Annotated in this window: 15 protein-coding genes; all 15 read left to right on the forward strand. The window is 39.9% G+C overall.

Annotated features, from left to right (window positions below; all coding sequences use genetic code 11):
• The first annotated feature begins 4 nt into the window (after positions 1–4).
• The gene (locus NXG61_RS06695) at positions 5–1,408 is read left to right on the forward strand and encodes a TolC family protein (protein WP_307223059.1); all 1,404 of its coding nucleotides are present in this window, start codon (positions 5–7) and stop codon (positions 1,406–1,408) included.
• Between the two features lie 36 nt (positions 1,409–1,444).
• The gene (locus NXG61_RS06700; RefSeq protein ID WP_307223061.1) at positions 1,445–5,755 is read left to right on the forward strand and encodes a translocation/assembly module TamB domain-containing protein; all 4,311 of its coding nucleotides are present in this window, start codon (positions 1,445–1,447) and stop codon (positions 5,753–5,755) included.
• 68 nt (positions 5,756–5,823) lie between these two features.
• The gene (locus NXG61_RS06705; protein ID WP_196603499.1) at positions 5,824–6,450 is read left to right on the forward strand and encodes a sigma-70 family RNA polymerase sigma factor; all 627 of its coding nucleotides are present in this window, start codon (positions 5,824–5,826) and stop codon (positions 6,448–6,450) included.
• A gap of 179 nt (positions 6,451–6,629) precedes the next feature.
• Positions 6,630–7,193, forward strand: a complete 564-nt coding sequence (locus tag NXG61_RS06710) for a hypothetical protein (protein ID WP_196603500.1) — start codon at positions 6,630–6,632, stop codon at positions 7,191–7,193.
• A gap of 32 nt (positions 7,194–7,225) precedes the next feature.
• On the forward strand, positions 7,226–9,202 hold the full coding sequence (locus NXG61_RS06715; RefSeq protein ID WP_196603501.1) for a BamA/OMP85 family outer membrane protein: 1,977 nt from the start codon (positions 7,226–7,228) through the stop codon (positions 9,200–9,202).
• Positions 9,203–9,223: 21 nt separating this feature from the next.
• Positions 9,224–10,522 (forward strand): hypothetical protein, encoded by a 1,299-nt coding sequence (locus NXG61_RS06720; RefSeq protein ID WP_307223063.1) that lies wholly within the window; start codon positions 9,224–9,226, stop codon positions 10,520–10,522.
• An 89-nt stretch (positions 10,523–10,611) separates the two neighbouring features.
• On the forward strand, positions 10,612–11,085 hold the full coding sequence (locus NXG61_RS06725) for an OmpH family outer membrane protein (protein ID WP_196603503.1): 474 nt from the start codon (positions 10,612–10,614) through the stop codon (positions 11,083–11,085).
• A 63-nt stretch (positions 11,086–11,148) separates the two neighbouring features.
• Entirely contained in the window at positions 11,149–12,195 is a 1,047-nt protein-coding gene (locus NXG61_RS06730) for a hypothetical protein (RefSeq protein WP_196603504.1), read from the forward strand.
• Between the two features lie 22 nt (positions 12,196–12,217).
• The gene (locus tag NXG61_RS06735; protein ID WP_196603505.1) at positions 12,218–12,703 is read left to right on the forward strand and encodes an OmpH family outer membrane protein; all 486 of its coding nucleotides are present in this window, start codon (positions 12,218–12,220) and stop codon (positions 12,701–12,703) included.
• A 13-nt stretch (positions 12,704–12,716) separates the two neighbouring features.
• Positions 12,717–13,730: a UDP-3-O-(3-hydroxymyristoyl)glucosamine N-acyltransferase gene (gene lpxD, locus NXG61_RS06740; protein ID WP_307223066.1), complete on the forward strand. Its 1,014-nt coding sequence runs from the start codon at positions 12,717–12,719 to the stop codon at positions 13,728–13,730.
• Between the two features lie 188 nt (positions 13,731–13,918).
• Complete coding sequence (locus NXG61_RS06745; RefSeq protein WP_307223068.1) at positions 13,919–14,548, forward strand: YjbH domain-containing protein; 630 nt, start codon at positions 13,919–13,921, stop codon at positions 14,546–14,548.
• A gap of 99 nt (positions 14,549–14,647) precedes the next feature.
• Positions 14,648–15,475, forward strand: a complete 828-nt coding sequence (gene lpxC, locus NXG61_RS06750) for a UDP-3-O-acyl-N-acetylglucosamine deacetylase (RefSeq protein WP_307223070.1) — start codon at positions 14,648–14,650, stop codon at positions 15,473–15,475.
• Between the two features lie 22 nt (positions 15,476–15,497).
• Complete coding sequence (gene fabZ / locus NXG61_RS06755) at positions 15,498–15,941, forward strand: 3-hydroxyacyl-ACP dehydratase FabZ (protein WP_196603509.1); 444 nt, start codon at positions 15,498–15,500, stop codon at positions 15,939–15,941.
• 154 nt (positions 15,942–16,095) lie between these two features.
• A complete protein-coding gene (lpxA, locus tag NXG61_RS06760) occupies positions 16,096–16,911 on the forward strand; it encodes an acyl-ACP--UDP-N-acetylglucosamine O-acyltransferase (protein ID WP_196603510.1) in 816 nt (271 codons plus the stop codon).
• Positions 16,912–16,923: 12 nt separating this feature from the next.
• Entirely contained in the window at positions 16,924–17,730 is an 807-nt protein-coding gene (locus tag NXG61_RS06765) for an LpxI family protein (protein WP_307223073.1), read from the forward strand.
• The last annotated feature ends 64 nt before the right edge of the window (positions 17,731–17,794 follow it).

The following is a 17,794-nucleotide window of genomic DNA, read 5'->3' on the forward strand; positions in this document are numbered from 1 at the left end:
AGTTTTGATAAAAAATAAAAATAAGTGGACAAAAAAATTGACCGCATTGGTTTTAAGTGGAATTTTAACGGTATCATTAAGCTCTACGGTGTTTGCGCGCGCGATGTCTTTGCAGGAAAGTATCACGGAAGCGTTGAATAATAACCATAGCATAAAACAAGAAGAGGCTGATCTTGATAAGGCGAAGGCCGTTTTGGGAGAAGCGCAGGGCAAACGCGGCGTTACATTGACGTGGGCAGGGTCGGCCTACAAAGTGGCCGGTCATTATTACAATGATCTGAACATTGATCATTCATATAGTAATTCTTTGGAAGCAAGTATTCCCATATATACTGGCGGACAACTTGAAAATAATGTAAAAAGTGCCAGACTGGGTGTGGATATAAGTGCACTTACCTTAAAAAATGAACAGCAAAGTATAGAACTTCAAACATTACAGGCGTACTATAGCATTTTAAATTATCAAAATATAAAAAAAGTCGATGAAGATACTGTCACACAGTATAATGAACATGTACAGATTGCCAATGCTAAATATAGTGCCGGAGTTGTTCCTAAAGTAGATTTACTTGAAGCTGAAGTGAACCTCGCAAATGCGCAGCAGGATCTTGTTACGGCAGATAATAATTTGCAGATAGCTGTGACAAGCTTTAATAAGATCATAGGGCAGAATCTTATGACTGCCGTTGAACCGAGTGATAATTACTTGATGGATACAGGTTTTTCTAAGACGATGCAGGAATGCACAGATATAGCGATTGAAAACAGACCCGATGGCATAGCCTCGCAAAAGACGGTTGAGCAGGCTGAAACAGCGATAGCCGCGGCAAGAGCTGCTTATATACCGCAGGTTTCGGCAGTGGCGGAAAAAAGCATAGATGGCAATAACATGCTGAATAATGATCAAAGTGATAAATCCTGGTATGGTGTTCAAGCAAGCTGGAATATATTTGACAGCAATGTTACCCATTCTCAGGTAAAGCAGGCTGAAGCGGCACTTGTGCGCGCTCAGCAGGAACAAGCTGATACAAATGACCAAATACGTCTTGATGTACGTCAGGCTTACTTGTCTATGGATGCAGCTCGTCAAAATATTATAACAACTAAAACGGCTGTTGATCAGGCAGCAGAAAATAACAGGATAGCTGATGTACGTTATCAGGCAGGAGTTGGCACTAACAGTGACAGGCTTGATGCTATTACCTATTATACGAATGCACGCATGAATTATAATCAGGCCTTATACAACTATACTACCAGTAAGGCAGCTTTGTACAAAGCTATGGGAATATCAGCACAATTAGTGGCTAAGGATATTACTGTGCCAGGTACTGATGATATCGATGCAGAGAAAAATGATTCCTCAGGACTTAATGTACTTGACCGCGGTACGGAATCAAATAACTAAAATATATTTTATGGGTGCTTGGCAGGAGGATAATGAATGAAGATGCCGCAAAAAAAGGTTGCGATAATTGTATTTGCATTTATCGGTATATTGATTGCGGCTTCTTTTTTTTATGTAAGCCGCTCAAATGCTTTTATGGAATCCGCTGCACGGGCGATCAGTGATATTTTGACGCAGACTGTACATACAAAGGTTGAAATAGGTTCTTTGCGGGTAATTTCTTTATCAAGCATAAGAGCAGATAAAATAATTATTTATGATAAAAATGGCGATAGGATCATTTCGTCAGATGAGGCTGTTGTTTTTTTCAATCCGGTATCAATCATTTTTGGCGATATGGCAGGCAGCATCACCTCTGTAAATATAAACAGACCTATAGCCGATATAATAAAAAGAGAAGACGGTACGTGGAATTATAACGACATCACTACAGATAGTCAGACAGAGAGTACCTTTAAAGGAAATATAAAAGCAGAAAATGGGGAGATGAATATTGGACTTGAGGGTAAAAAATTTGATTTTGCAAATGTAAACGCAGATATTGATATGTCAGATTTTCCTCAGACATTTATAAAAGCGGATTTTACAAATGCGGGTACTAAAATTGTTCTTTCGGGAAGTATGGAAAATGATAAAAAACATTTTAGTGTAAAATCAGATAAAATTGATGTTTCCTCGTATCTGTATCTTATACCGGAAAATATGCTGCCGCAGAATGTCACCATAAACGGCGGCATTATAAAAAATGCGGATATTGTTGCCGATCTGGATGGCGAAGAATTGACAGCCCTCAGGGGGAAAGCGGATATTGAGGATGCATCGTGCAGAGTGATGGGGATGGATGTCGATGGCATTAAAAGCCAGATTATTTTCAATAAAGATTATCTGACTGTTTTTGCAAAGGCAGCAGTAGAAGGAGAGACAGTGAATCTCCATGGAAAAGTAGATTTTGCAGATGATCCAAAATTAGCTTTGACAGTACAGTCAGATGCAATAAATCCTAAACACATATTAAAAGATATTCCTTTTGACGGAGATACGGCATTTTCTGCTGAGGTAGAGGGAACAGTCAGTTCACCAATAATTTATGCGGATTTATCTGTAAAGGAGGCAAGCCTTTATGGATATACACTCAGCAATGCACGAGTAAAAGGAAGTTTTGCGGATAATGTTTTATATATAAAGGACAGCTCCTTTGATTTCGCGGGTGGGAAAGTCATGGCCAATGGAATATATCATATAAATGATGAATCATATAAGGTATATGCTGTTGTGGAAAATATACAATGTGACGCATTAAAAGAATATCTGCCGAAACTTTCGGGAACAATTTCGGCTAATGCCGTTTTTACAGGGAAAACAACAGATTTTGACAGTATAGAAGGATATGCGTCGGCTTCTTTAAAAAATGCAGCATATAATGGAATCGCCATAGATAAAGCAGATGTTTCTCTGATGAAAAAAGGGCAGCATATTGACATAGGAGCGCTGACCGTATCACTTGACGGCAGGGGAAATGCCTCAGCGGCCGGGACTATTGACGGGCGGCAGCTGAATTTGGAATTTTATGGTTCAAATATAGATCTGGCGTTACTTCAGAATTTTACAACTATGCCAGCAACCGGATCTGCGGCATTTTACGGACATTTGAGCGGGAATATGGATAACCCGTATTTAGAACTGGAATTGGGAGCTGCAGACGGACAGATATTGAATCAACCTTATCATAATCTGCGGGTTTCTGCCGTTGGCAGTATGGATGGAGTACAGATAAAGAAATTTACGGTCAGAAATAAAGACAATGAGATTGTACACAGTGCGCAAGGCGTTGTGGGTTTCAAGGGAAGCCGAGGCATCGATTTGTTAATAAATACTAAGAATGCGCGAATAGAAAATTTTGCAGCTATACTTTTTCCCGGGCAGCCTATAACAGGAAATATTGATAATACACTGCATCTGACAGGATCACTGGATAATATTGCGGCATCAGGACATATACTTTTTCACGAGGGCAGTTATCATGGACTCCTTTTGACTGCAGCGGAGGGTGATTATACTTATTCAAACGGGAATGCGACTCTCCGGAATTTCAGTGTAAAATCACCGTTTGCCAATGTGAAAATCAGTGGTCAGATATATAACAGCAATACACTGGACTTTGATGTGCTGATAGATGATATAGAGCTTGCCAAAATGCCGTCTTATCTGCCATATCCCATTGAGGGGCGGGCAAATTTTACAGGACATATCGGGGGAACTTTTGATAATATAAATTTTTCCGGTAATTTGCAGGCAGAAAAATTAATTTTTAACGGAGAATCTGTGACTTCAGTAAATGGACAATGCAATTATCAAAATGGAGTATTGGCAGTCAACAACCTGCAGTGGCTGCAAGGGGATGGCAGCGTGTCACTGCACGGGCAGGCCGATATCTTTAATGGAGCTTTGATGGGAAAATTAGAGGTAAATGGCGTAAAGGCTGAAACATTAGCAGCAATGGCTAATTTGAAAAATGATTATTTGCGGGGAACATTTAATGGCAGTGTCGATCTAAGCGGCAATTTGGATAATCCTGATATGCATTTATCGGGAGGAATAGAAAATGGTTATTTGAAAGAGTATCCGCTGCAAAAGATCACTATTGATGCATCTTATAATAATAATATGATAACGGTTAATAAATTTTATGGAGAACAAAATGGCGGAAAGGCAGCGGCAAAGGGGACCTGGGTAATAAACGGTCCTATAGATATGACTTTTTCCACGGAGGGCTTGGACGCAAAACTGTTGACAGGTCTTGTAAATTATAATGCGGATGTCACTGGTACAATGAATGCATATGCCCAATTGAGCGGAACTGCTGATGATCCGGAGGCCAATGTGTCTTTTGAAATAATCAATGGCGGGGTGGGAACGGCAACCTTTGATAAGATGACGGGCCTGATAAATATGGATAAGGGTGTTATCAATGTCAGACAAATATTGCTGAACAAGGGTGAATATAGGGCTTCAGCGAGCGGAAAGATTCCTCTCGCAGCATTAAAGGCAAAACCGTGGGAGATGCTGACAAACTATGAACAGGTAGATTTGAATATATCTTTGGATAATGCTGATCTGAACATTATTCCTTTGCTGACAAAGCATGTGGATTGGGCAACAGGACCATTGAAAGGAAATCTGAAAATAAATGGAACGTTGGCTCATCCATTGTTTTCAGGAGCTTTAAAAATGGATAATGGGGCAATGAAAATAAAAGAGCTGGGGCTGCCGATACAGAATATGCAAATGGATATAATTTTTGACCGTGAGAAGATGAAAATAAATAATTTCAGCGGGCAAATGGGCAGCGGAACGTATTCTCTCACAGGAGATACATTAATAACAGGCGGCGGACTGAGACAGTACAATTTTTCTTTAAATGCCGATAAGCTTTCTATTGACAGCAGCTTTTACCGCGGGCCGTTCAGTGCTCAAATTTCTTTGAGCGAAGGGCAGTTTTTTGATAGAGTTATGCCCAAACTGGCAGGCAATATTGATATAGAAAAAGCTACAGTATCTTTTCCGGGAATCCCTGACAGTAATTCTTCCTTTTTACCGGAAATGCTGATTGATATGGGCATAAATATAGGCAATGATGTTCGTTTTTACAAGTCGATGCTTTATGATATGGACATAAGTGGAAAAGCGCATTTTGCAGGGACAACAAGCCATCCGATGCCGTCAGGAGAAATCAATGTACTGCGGGGCAGTGTTGAATATCTAAGGACAGTTTTTAAAATAAGAGAAGGAAGCGCTTATTTTAACCAAGTCGGCTCATTTTTGCCTAGCATAACGTTTAAGGCTGATGCAAATTTGTCTCAGACAAAGGTAAATTTAGCCATAGACGGGCCGGTAGACAATATGCAGTTCCTGCTTACTTCGGAGCCCCAGATGAGTCAGGAAGAAATAATAAAACTTTTGACCTTCCGCAATGCATATAGGCAGGGAGAAAATGTCAACTCTTCTGATTTGACACAGCTGGCTACAATTGGACTGCAAATGAGTTTTTTCAATGAGATAGAAAATTTTGTGAGAGATACCCTGCAGCTTGATGAATTTAATATCGTAAGTGATACGGTTTACAATGAAAATGAGCATAGCGGGCAAAACAATTATGATGAAGTATACAATATTGAAGTCGGTAAATATATTTCCAGTAAAACTATGCTTAAATATACAAACAGTATAAATTATGATGATCATAAATTCGGGATACAATATGACATCAATAAAAGCATGAGTATCCTCAATGAGTGGGATAGCAGAGATGGTTACAGGATGACGCTGGAAGCAAATATAAAGTTTTGAGTAATTACTTAGAGGAGAGTCTTAGGTTTTAAAGCTAAAAATTACATCATGGCAGGAGGTGGTTGATTATGGATATAAATGATTATATGGCTGAAATAAAAAAAGTAAAATTGCTTACGCAGGAAGAGGAGAAAATTTTATGGAACGCATATAAGCAGGAAAATGACGAGCAGTCCCGATGCAAAATCATAGAAGCCTATCAGCCCCTCGTATTTAAATGTGTACGACCCTTTTGGAAAATGGAGTCGGCAATGGATTTGATTCAGGAAGGTACAGTGGGACTTATCGAAGCCGTAGAACGATATGATCCGGAGAAAAAGGTTGCATTTTCATTATATGCTGTTCATCGGATAAAGGGGCGTGTACTGAATTATATGGGCAGAGAATACGCCGGAGATAATAAATGCTGCAGCCTGCATGATTTTTGGGATGATATGGTAGCGATAGCAGATATTACAGCAGATGTACAAGATCAAGCCGAAAAAAATTTTTTGACAGGACGTATACAGGAAGTAATGCTTCGTCTGCCGCCTAAAGAAAGGACGGTTCTTGATGGCGTTTATTTGAAAGATAAGGCACCACAAGAATTGGCTGACACAATGCAGGTAAGTTTATCTCATGTTTATCGCCTGCAGAAAACAGCAGTGCGCCGTTTGCGCGGAATGATGGCCAAATTTATGCAGCATTGGAATTGAATAAATATCATATAAAATTAAATAGGTGAGCAATATGTAAGCAATACGTCGTTTGTTGTTATAAAAGCTGTTTAAAAAAGGAATAAGCCTGAATAGAAGCGAATTTAATCTAAAATGACATGCGGAAAAATTTTCTGGAAATGGATTTTAATAATAGCATGGATAGGAGGGACAGCTTTATGGCAAAAGTTGACAATGTGATGAAGGACCATGTCACTGCAGCCAGAAAATGGTTGGGAAAAGCGGAAAATTCCTTGGAAAATAAGAATAATATACGCGGCGATTTGCATATTATGCTGGCAGAAGCGGAAATAAAACGCGCCAGAGAAAAAATGACGGAGTTTGCTAAACCGTTTTGGCGAAAATATATAATACCTTTATCTGCAGGTGTTTTACTTTTGGCTGCAGGCAGTTATCAGCTGACTGTAGTACAAGATAGAGCTGCTGCGGTAAAACCTGTGCCGCCTATTGTCGTTGCAGCAGAAAAACAGGAGGAGAACACTGTAACTGCAGTACAGACACCTCCGCCAGAATCTATAAAAGAAATAGCAGGTAATGAGCCCGCTGCTATTAGCCCTATTGTGCAGCAGCCTGCCGCAGAAAAAGAAATAAAAGAATCTGCCGTAAAAAAAGATCATGAAGAAATAGTTCCTAAAAAAGAGGATACAGAGAAGGCAATACAGGCACCTTCTAAAAAAATGCAGCAATTGATGCACACAGCAAAGAGTACTTTGCAGGAATAATAAAAATTTAAAAAATTCAGGAGGTAATTTATTTGAATAGAAAAAAGGGTCGTTTGTTAGCCTGTGCTTTGGCAGTAGCCGTTACTAATTTTGCTTTTGTAAAAGCACCTGTTGTATATGCGCAGGATGATGGTGAAGTCTATACAACCGCTGATGAAGGTACGACGAGCGGACAGCAATTGGCAGTAACTGATAGAGCAGAAACAAGTCAGGATACTGGAGCTTCTCCGACAGCAGATGAAGAAACGCTTCATTCTGAGGCGCCGTCTGGAGCGGAAAGCAGTAATAAAATAAAACCTATTGATATTTGGAAGCAGCAGCGTCCTTCCGAAGACGATCTGACAAAAACAGAAAATCAATATGACGGGCAAATTGTGGTCAGTGTTGATGTAACAGGTTTGGAAACATTACCGGCATCAACTGTATCAAATGTTGTGAAAATAAAAGCGGGCGATACCTTTAAGGGCAGCAATGTAGAAGCAGATCGTCAGGCTATTTATGAAACGGGATTATTTTATGATAATTTTCCTACATATGAAGTAGTGCCTGAAGGAGTAAAAATAACATACCACGTTATGGAAAATCCCGTTCTTCATAAAGTGAACATATCCGGCAACAAAGAACTTCCCGAGGATAAAATAAGATCTATGCTGACTGTGAAAGAAGGGGAGCTTTTAAACAGCAAAACGCTGAGCGATGATATAGCCAATATAGAAGCAGCATATAGAAAAGAAGGATATATTCTTGCGAAGATCGATGACATGTCAATAAATGAAGATGGCGTATTGAATCTGAAATTTAATGAAGGTGTGCTTGAGGGATATTCTGTAAAGGGCAATGATAAGACAAAGGAAAAAGTCATAACGCGAGAAATGCGTATGAAACCGGGGGACACATTTAATGCAAAACTTGCAAAACGCAGCATGCAGCGTATCTATAATTTGGGCTTTTTTGAAGATGTGAATATGAAATTGCTGCCCGGTAAAAACCCCAATGGCGTTATAATAGAAACTACAGTTGTAGAAAAACGGACGGGTTCCTTTGGTGTAGGTGCAGGCTATAGCAACAGTGATGGTGTAATAGGGATGATCAGTTTGAGCGACAGTAATTTTCGGGGGACAGGCGATGCGGCAAAACTGACCTATGAATTTGGCGGTAATGATGATGATGATCATGGTATTTCTTTTAGTTATCGTCATCCTTGGCTTGATTCGAAAGAAACATCAATGACATTGCGCTTATATGACCGGACCTATGAATATTATGATTATAATACGGACGGACATGAGATAGAAGGCTATAACCGCAATTACAAAGGCGGGGAAATAACTTTTGGCCGCCCGGTAAATGAATATACAACGAATTTTATAACGTTAAAGAACAGGCAGGATGAATATAAAGGTCATGAGGAAGGTGATTATGATCGAAGTAATGAAACTGCATGGCTGGACAGCAATTTTGGTACTACACGCAGCATAATCCTTACTCATTCACTTGACACCAGAGACAATGTTTACAATCCGACACAGGGCAGTACCTACAGTATAGCTGCGGAATTTGCCGGTATGGGCGGCGATTTCAATTATAACAAGTATATGTTTAACAGCCAGCGATTCTATAACTTGGGGCATTCACATGTTTTAGCGCTGCGTCTTGACGGTGGATATTCGGATAATGATCTGCCTGAAGCCGGACAGTTTCAGATTGGCGGACAAGGTTCTCTGCGCGGGTACAAAGATGATCAGTTCAAGGGGAATAACATGATTTCCGGCTCTGTCGAATATAGATTTCCGGTAGTGACAAAAGTACAGGGAGCACTTTTTTTTGATATGGGCGACGCATGGAGCGGAAAGAATTGGCAATGGCAGTCTATAGAAGATTCTTTCAGCCTTCATCATAGTTACGGCATCGGCATTCAAATCGAAACACCTGTTGGTCCTCTTCGCCTTGACTATGGTATAGGTGAAGATGGAGGAAGAACAAATTTCTCTGTGGGCGGAACGTTTTAAAAAGGTTTAAAAGGCAGTATTATGAAATTTAGAAGAATATTTGTGCTTTTGCCGGTATGTGTATTTTTATTCGGATTTCACGCTGCCAATGCAGCAATAGCAAATGATGATAATATTGCTGTTGATGTCGTGTCGGCCGGCCCGCTGCCAACAATGATTAAAAATAGGATGCAGGCCAGTGTTTCAGTGATTGCAGGTCAGCTAATGGATGGCAGAAGCATGGATGAAATCGATACAGGGAAAGTGCAATATCAAACAATAATAAAAGATGTATTTGATAAAATACTTATAGGTTATACTGTTAGTGATGTTTTTATATCATCTGTGAATGAAACTGTGAACGTAAAAGTCAGTCTGCTGCCGTGGAATGACACTATTAAGGATGTCGATGTGCAGGTAGCAACGGACGGTGTCTCACAGGAAATCGCTGCTTTGGCACTGAATGATATACAAGGACTGCATGAATTGTTTTCGGAAAACTTATGCGGGCTTCCTGTAGATGCGGTCGATTGGAGCAATGGCGTTTTAAAACATAGTTTAAATGATTTTATGGAAAAGAGGCTGCCTGAATTCAGGGCAGATTTTGAGATGAGAACTGGGGAAGTTACAGGCGTAACAGTAACCATTTATCCGCGGATGCCGGTAGTACGAAATATTGACCTGGCGATGAGATCAGATACAGTTCCCAATCTTTATCTGCTGCAGGAAAGAAGTTTTTTTCAGACACAGACCAATATACTTTTAGGTGTTCCGGTAGCTTTTGTAAACAGGCATAAAGATTATTTTGCGAAAAGGCTGGGTGAAGCTTTAGATCGCAGAACGTCATTTTCACTGCTGGCTATACATACACAAGTGGAAATAAGACCGGATGAGCAAACTATGATAAATAGTTATTCTGATACGGCGAAATATAATATAAATATTGAGGGATGGGCTGACTTTGGGCGTGCCAATAACGGTGAAAGCATGACCTATAAACTTCATGCCGGCAGTTTTATAACGCCTAAAAATGAATTTTTTACCCAGATCTTTTTTAAACCACAGGAAGCTGATTTGGACTGGGCCGCAGGATACTATTATCATTTTGACAACAGATGGCGTGTCGGCGGGCGGTACTTTTTTGATAATAATTATTGGAGCATTGATACGCAACGAATATTCAACAGAAAATGGTCGGCTCGGTTTGACTATGCTCCGTCACAGGATTTTTGGGAGGGTGCAGTAAGATATAATGTACATGACTTTGTCAGCCTGGAATATGTCTGGCAGCAGTCCGATCATAAAGAAGACAAGTGGCTGAGATTGATAGGGCATTTTTGACTGTCTGCTTGAATAAAAAAGCTTTGTTTGCTATAATGATTCTGTTCTAAAGGATATATAATATGCTTAAATAAAGGGAGAATAGTTTGATGATCAATTTTGAGAAGAAACAGATAAAAATTATAAGCTTTGTTATTGCTGCAGTATTTGTACTTAGTATTGTGGCTATTGGTATATCGCAATATGACACGGGAATGGCTTCGGCAGCATCTTCCTCTAATGTAGGGGTTGTCGATTACCGTCAGCTTGTCTCAAGTTCACCACAGTTAGCACAAGCACGCCAGCAGATGCAGGATGAACAAAAAAAGGCAGAAGATGATTTCAACAGCAAAACGGCAAATATGAGTGATCAGGAAAAAAGTGACTATGCCAATACGGTGAGAGAAGATATGCTTAAAAAGCAGAAAGAATTGCTGGACCCGATTGTAGAAACAGTAAAGGCTAACGTGCAGTCAATTGCAGATGCAAAGGGATTAGCTGTTGTACTGGATAAAAATAGTGTCATTTACGGCGGACAGGATATAACTCAGGATGTTATGAGCAAGATGAAAAAACAACAGTAATTTTATTGAAAATCGCTGCTGTTGCAGGAATCTTAGCCATGCTTTGGGGAGGTGGGATGTTTTATGGATAAGCGGCCGTCAAAAAGAGGCAGAAACGCTGCTGTCGGCGCAGTTGTACTTATTGCTGTCCTGATATCGGCTTTTTTTGCTGTAAAGTATTTTTCAAGGCCGATTGCTGACAAGCCCTCTTCAAATTACAGTGCTGGAGTAATAAGACTTAGTGAAGTTATTAAACTGCATCCCCGTTACAATGATTTGCGCAAACTTTACGATGAAAGGACAGCTATTGCCGCAGAAATAAGTAAGCAGCCCGGAAATATTCCGCAAGAGAAATCAGACAATGAAACAGCAGAGGCTTTTTCTAATCTTGCACAACAGAAAGATGATATGGGCATACGTATTGTTGATAGGAAACTGCAGGATGAACTGGTGGCAAGGGAAAAAAGTTTGCGTGCGCAGGTAGCTGACCCAAAATCGGCAGAGATGAAAACGGAAAATGATAAATATGAAAATGCAATCTTCAATTGTTCCTTAAAACTGGATAATGCGGAAAATTTGCGACTTACTCCCGATGAAATAGATAATCTTCAGAAGGAAATTATGAGGTTGAAAAAAGAACGGTCTGCAAAGGTTCGGGCTGTCTCAGAAAAATATGAAAGTTATATTCAAAAGGAACTGGGAAAATATTACAGCGATCGTCTTAATCATTTTAAAGGTACCTTGACAGAAAGAGATGCTGATAATCTGGCTAAAGCCGATTCGCAAAAAGCAGCTTTCGAAAATGCGAGAGAAGAGATGATAAAAAGGCAGAATGATGAAATGACCGATCGCAGAAAAACATATTTAGCCTTATTAAAAGCATTTGATAATAAGAATAGTGAGATAAATGCATTGAGAGAAATTATGATCAATGATATTGCTGCGAAAGCATCGAAATTTGCTGTTATGTATCATTTGGATATCATTTATGCCGATCAACAGCAAATATCAAATGATACATTTTTGACAAAGGATGGATGGGACAGTCTTTTCAGTGACCAAATAGTGACAACATCGTCTGTGCTGGATATTACAGACGATGTCCTAAAACAAATGCAGAATGCCGGTTAAACAGGCAGGGAGGAATAAGATTTTGAATCAAAAAATGAAATATATTTTGATGGTATCGCTGTTGATTATAGGAATTAGTGTATTATTGGGAGGGTGTTCCAATAAAGCTAAAATAGGTTATATAGATATAAGTCGAGTTGCTGCGGAAAGTCCTCAGCTGAAAGTATTGAACGACAATTTTGAGAAAGAGTATAAACCTTTTACTGAACAGATGGAAGACTTGTCTAAAAAACAAGACAGCATGTCTAAGGAGGATTATACAAAGGCAGTACAGGATCTTCAACGCAAAGTTTATGGAGTGCAGCAGAAATACAATGCTCAGAGACAAGCGCTTATAGATAAAATTTTGGAACAGATTTCCAAGGAAAAAGGATTGTCTGCGGTAACTATTAAATCATCAGCCGGTATTGATCCGACAGCCCCGGAAGAAAATGCGGCCAGTGTGGATGGAGTCGTTGTACAGGGTGGTATTGATGTAACAGATGAAGTTATTCAAAAGTTGCAGTGAGGAGTATTCAGCTATGGAAAAAACATTAGGTGAGCTGGCTCAAATCATTGACGGACGACTGGCCGGTGAGGCGACAATTATGATCAGGGGAGTTGCGGGCATTGCGGCAGCAGCTCAAGGAGATATCACATTTGCTGTTGACGGGCATATTGAAGAGGCTGAAAAATGCGGTGCATCTGCCGTAATTATTCCTAATACCGTTGAGAATTTTTCTCTGCCGGCTATTTTTGTGGATAATCCCCGGGAAGTATTTATAAAGCTCGTAAAGCTTTTTACTCCACCGTTGGCAATAAAACGCAAAATAAGTGATAAAGCTTCGATAGGTAATAACGTTGTAATCGGCAAAAATGTGGCCATTATGCCATTTGCAGTTGTTGATGATAATGCAGTTGTCGGCGATAATGTGATATTATACCCACATGTTTATGTTGGACAATACGCAAGAATTGGCAAGGGCAGCATGTTGTATTCAAGCGTTACAGTGCGCGAATTTTGTGAAGTCGGTGAAAATGTGATAATTCACAGTTCAGCCGTAGTCGGTTCTGACGGTTTCGGTTTTGTCACTAAAAACGGTAAACATATAAAAGTTCCTCAGGTGGGAAACGTAGTTATAGAAGATGATGTTGAAATAGGAGCACATGCGGCAGTAGATCGTGCTGCAATGGGGTCTACTTATATTCGCAGGGGAACAAAAATTGATAATCTTGTACATATTGGGCATAGCTGTGACATCGGCGAAAATACTTTGATTGTTGCTCAAACAGGTATATCCGGTTCCACAAAGGTGGGAAGAAATGTGACCTTTGGCGGACAAGCGGGTATAGTAGGACATATTAATATTGGTGCCGATTCGATATTCGCAGCACGGTCCGGTGTTATAAATGATACACCTGAAGGTGTTTTTTACGCAGGTTTTCCGGCCAGGCCCCATCAGGAATGGCTGAGGATCACAGCTGCTTCATCGCATTTGCCGGAGTTGCTGAAAAAAATGAAAAAGATACAGCGTGATTCAGGGAATGATAATTGATGAAGTTTCATGTAAAGTAGTTTTGACAAAAGTATGCTGTTTTTGGAGAGAGTATATACGTCAATCTGAATACGTGGCATAATATAATCGTTAAATAAAAATTTTGTATTAAAAAACGGCGCCAGCCGTTTTTTTTGGTTAGTTATATTATAATAGATAATATAAGAACAACTTGAAAGGATTATACCATGTTGCGCAACATATATATGTCGGCTATTCTTGCTGCTGTGATTCTGTTTAAACTGCCATGTGCTGAAATGGCTCCAACCACATATGGACCGACTGGTCTGATTGATATTCCTACTTCTGATATAGTAAGGACTGATCAAATGGAAGTAGGGTATTATAGTCTTGATAAAAAGAATTATGAAGTTTTTGCTCTTCCTTTAACGAAAAATATAGAAATAAGCGGTTCATTGCGCAATGAAGATAAAGAACATACCTTAAAAACCTTAAATGCCAAGGTTAATATCCGGCAGGAAAAAATTCTTAATCCCGGTATAGCCTTGGGTGTATATGATATGGCAAACAATGATAAAAGATCTGTCTATATTTCGGCTAGCAAGGCAGTGCCTTTTGGGCTGAGACTTACGGCGGGAGTCGGCACCAACTATTATAAAGATGGTTTTGTAGGGGTGGAAACAAGACTGATTCCGCTCTCAAAAGGAGGATCCTTTCCGGATATGTCATTAATGATAGAACATATCGATAAAAAAACATCATATGGTCTTCGTATGGCAACGGCGCGCGGATTGCAAATAACAGCGGGATGGCGTGATAAAGAGCCATTTTGGGGAATTACATATACAGTGCCGTAATGCAGGTAATAATACGGCGGCTGCGTCGTACCGCAAAAGGACTTGCAGGAAAAGCAGAAGTCCTGTAAAATATAATAATATCAAGCGGGAGGATTTTTAATGTGTTATCAGACAACAGTGGCTCGGCAAGTCATATGTGACGGAATGGGGCTTCATTCAGGAAAAGGTGTCATAATGAAGATATTGCCGGCCCCAGTGGATACCGGCATTGTTTTTGTGAGAACTGATATGCCGGGAATGCCGCGGATAGAGGCCGTTGCGGAACATGTAACGACAACCGTTCGGGCCACAACTATCAGCAATGGTGATGTGCGGATTTTTACCATTGAGCACCTTCTTTCAGCCCTACATATATATGCTATTGATAATTGTTACATAGAGATAGATGGAGAGGAGCCGCCTGTTGAGGATGGCTGTTCTGCTTATTTTTTTGCTGCACTGCAGAAGGCAGGCAGAAAAATACAGGACAGGCAGCGCAGGCCGGTGATTATAGATAAAGTTTACCGCATAGATGACGGAGAGAGATTTGTCATAGCTGTTCCTTATGATGGATTGAGAATAAGTTTTACATCATTGAATGAACATCCTTTAATAGGCATACAATATGCTGACTTTATAGTTGATGAATCGACTTATGCAGAAGAAATAGCTCCTGCACGCACTATTGCTTACGAAAAAGAAATTGAGCAGCTCAAAAAAATGGGATTAGGTTTGGGCGGAACGTTAGATAATGTAATTGTTTATAATGATAAAGGATGGATAAATAAACTGCGTTTTATAGACGAGTTAGTCCGCCATAAAATACTTGATATAATAGGTGATATCAGATTGAGCGGCGGAGTTGTAAAGGGGCATTTTATTGCCGTAAAATCAGGACATCAACTTAATACCGAATTGGCAAAGATAATAAGAAGAAATTGCCAATAGTTTAAAAATTGGAGGAATAAGAATGATCGATATAAATGAAATTCAAAAAGTATTGCCGCATCGTCCGCCGTTTTTGCTTATTGACCGTATCCTGGAAGTTGTTCCCTTTAAAAGTGCAATAGGAATAAAAAATGTAACGATAGGAGAGGCACATTTTCGCGGACATTTTCCTAATCATCCGATAATGCCAGGCGTTCTTATTTTGGAGGCTATGGCACAGGTGGGTGGGTTTGCCATGCTATATCCGGAAGAAAATCGTGGAAAACTGGCATTTTTTGGTGGAATGGAAAATGTGAAATTTAAAGTTCCCGTTGTTCCCGGTGATCAATTAGTAATGAAAGCCAGCTTAATGAAAGTGCGGGGAGAATTTGGCAAACTCCATGCAGAAGCTTTTGTCGATGATAAACTTGTAGCTCAGGGAGATTTTACATTTGCTCTAAAAAAAGTAAATGATGCCGAAAAATAGTTATGATCAATAGGAATATGCCAAAAATGTATGAAATTTTTCTGAAAATAGTTGTTTTTAAAGAAATATGAAGGGTGGAATAATTTTCCTCGTATGGATTTTATCCATATAAAAGATGTTGGATAAAGTTCCGACGTTGGTGAGGAGTGGGATTATGAATGCAGAAAATAAAGTAATTGCATATATACATCCAACCGCTGTTATACATCCCCATGCGAAGATTGGTAAGAACGTTCAAATAGGGCCATATGCAGTAATTGATGAAAATGTTGAAATTGGCAACGGTACAAAAATAATGCCGCATGCGATAGTGACAGGTTGGACAGGGATAGGTGAGAATTGTGTTATCTATCCGGGAGCAGTAATTGGATCTGATCCACAGGATTTGAAATTTAAAAGTGAAAAATCTTATGTTTTTATAGGGGATAGAACTACTATAAGAGAATGTGCCACTATTCATCGCGGCTGTGGAGCTGAAAGCGAGACCCGTATAGGTGATGATTGTCTCCTCATGGCTTATACGCATGTGGCGCATAACTGCATTGTCGGCAATCATGTAATTATGTCTAATTCGGCGATGATTGCAGGGCATGTTGTGGTTGAAGACAGAGTTGTTATCGGCGGGATAACAGGCGTTCACCAATTCGTTCGTATTGGGCGCAATGCGATGATCGGCGGGGCTTCTAAACTAGTCCAGGATGTTGTACCCTACACTATCGTTGACGGGCATCCGGCTAAAGTCAGCGGACTTAACAATGTAGGTATGTCCAGGGCAGGTGTTTCTATAGATGCCAGACGAAATATAAAAAAAGCTTACAAAATATTGTATAGATCCAGTCTTAGTCTTTCACAGGCAATAGAAGTTATTGAGCAGGATGTTGAATCATGTGAAGAAATAGAGCACTTGCTGCGATTTCTGCGTAATGCAGAACGCGGCATATGTCGCACGCGTAGGGATAATGTGGAATAAAAGGGGATTTGTATGGAAGCTGTAGGCTTATTGGCCGGTGAGGGCAGACTGCCGGTAGAATTTGCGTCTGCTGCCAAAAGTGCAGGAATGAAGGTTTTTGCTGTAGGCTTATTGGCATCTTCAGACGAAGCTTTGGAGAAGGCTTCGGAATGTTTTGTTAGGATTAATGTAGCAAAGTTAGATGAAATTATAAAATTTTTTAAAGATAATAATATAAATAAGGTTACAATGCTGGGAAAGGTAACAAAAAAATTGCTGTTTAATGGGCAGCATGAGCAGATAGATGATAGAATGATGAAATTGATTATGTCGCTTAAAGATCGAAACGACGATACTTTGATGCTGGCATTTGTACGAGAGCTCGCAGCTGAAGGAATCGAAACGGTTGACCAAACTGCATTGCTGAAACTGCTTATGCCCAAAGCAGGTATACTGTCGGCATGTAAGCCCACAGAAAGTGAAAGTGATGATATCAAGTTTGGTTTTTTAACAGCAAAAAAATTAGGAGAGCTTGATATAGGGCAGACAGTCGTAATTAAAGATAAGGCAATTATGGCTCTTGAAGCCATAGAAGGAACTGATGCATGCATTTTGCGCGGAGGAACACTTGCCGGAGGCGGTGCAGTAGTGGTGAAAACTGCTAAACCACAGCAGGATGACCGTTTTGATGTACCGACAGTTGGTATAAGGACAATTGAATCTATGATTGCATCCGATGCCAAGGTATTGGCGGTTGAGTCAGGAAAAACAATAATTGTAGACAGAGAAAAATTCTTGTCTGTCGCGAATGACAATGGTATAGTGGTAGTGGCGATCTGATAAAATAGACGCGGCGGATTTTCAAAATGAATTATCCTCGCGTCTTTTTCTGCTCGTTGTTTTG

Origin of the sequence: Pectinatus haikarae, assembly GCF_050916305.1 — a bacterium.
In the GTDB taxonomy this organism is placed as follows: Bacteria; Bacillota; Negativicutes; order Selenomonadales; family Selenomonadaceae; genus Pectinatus; species Pectinatus haikarae.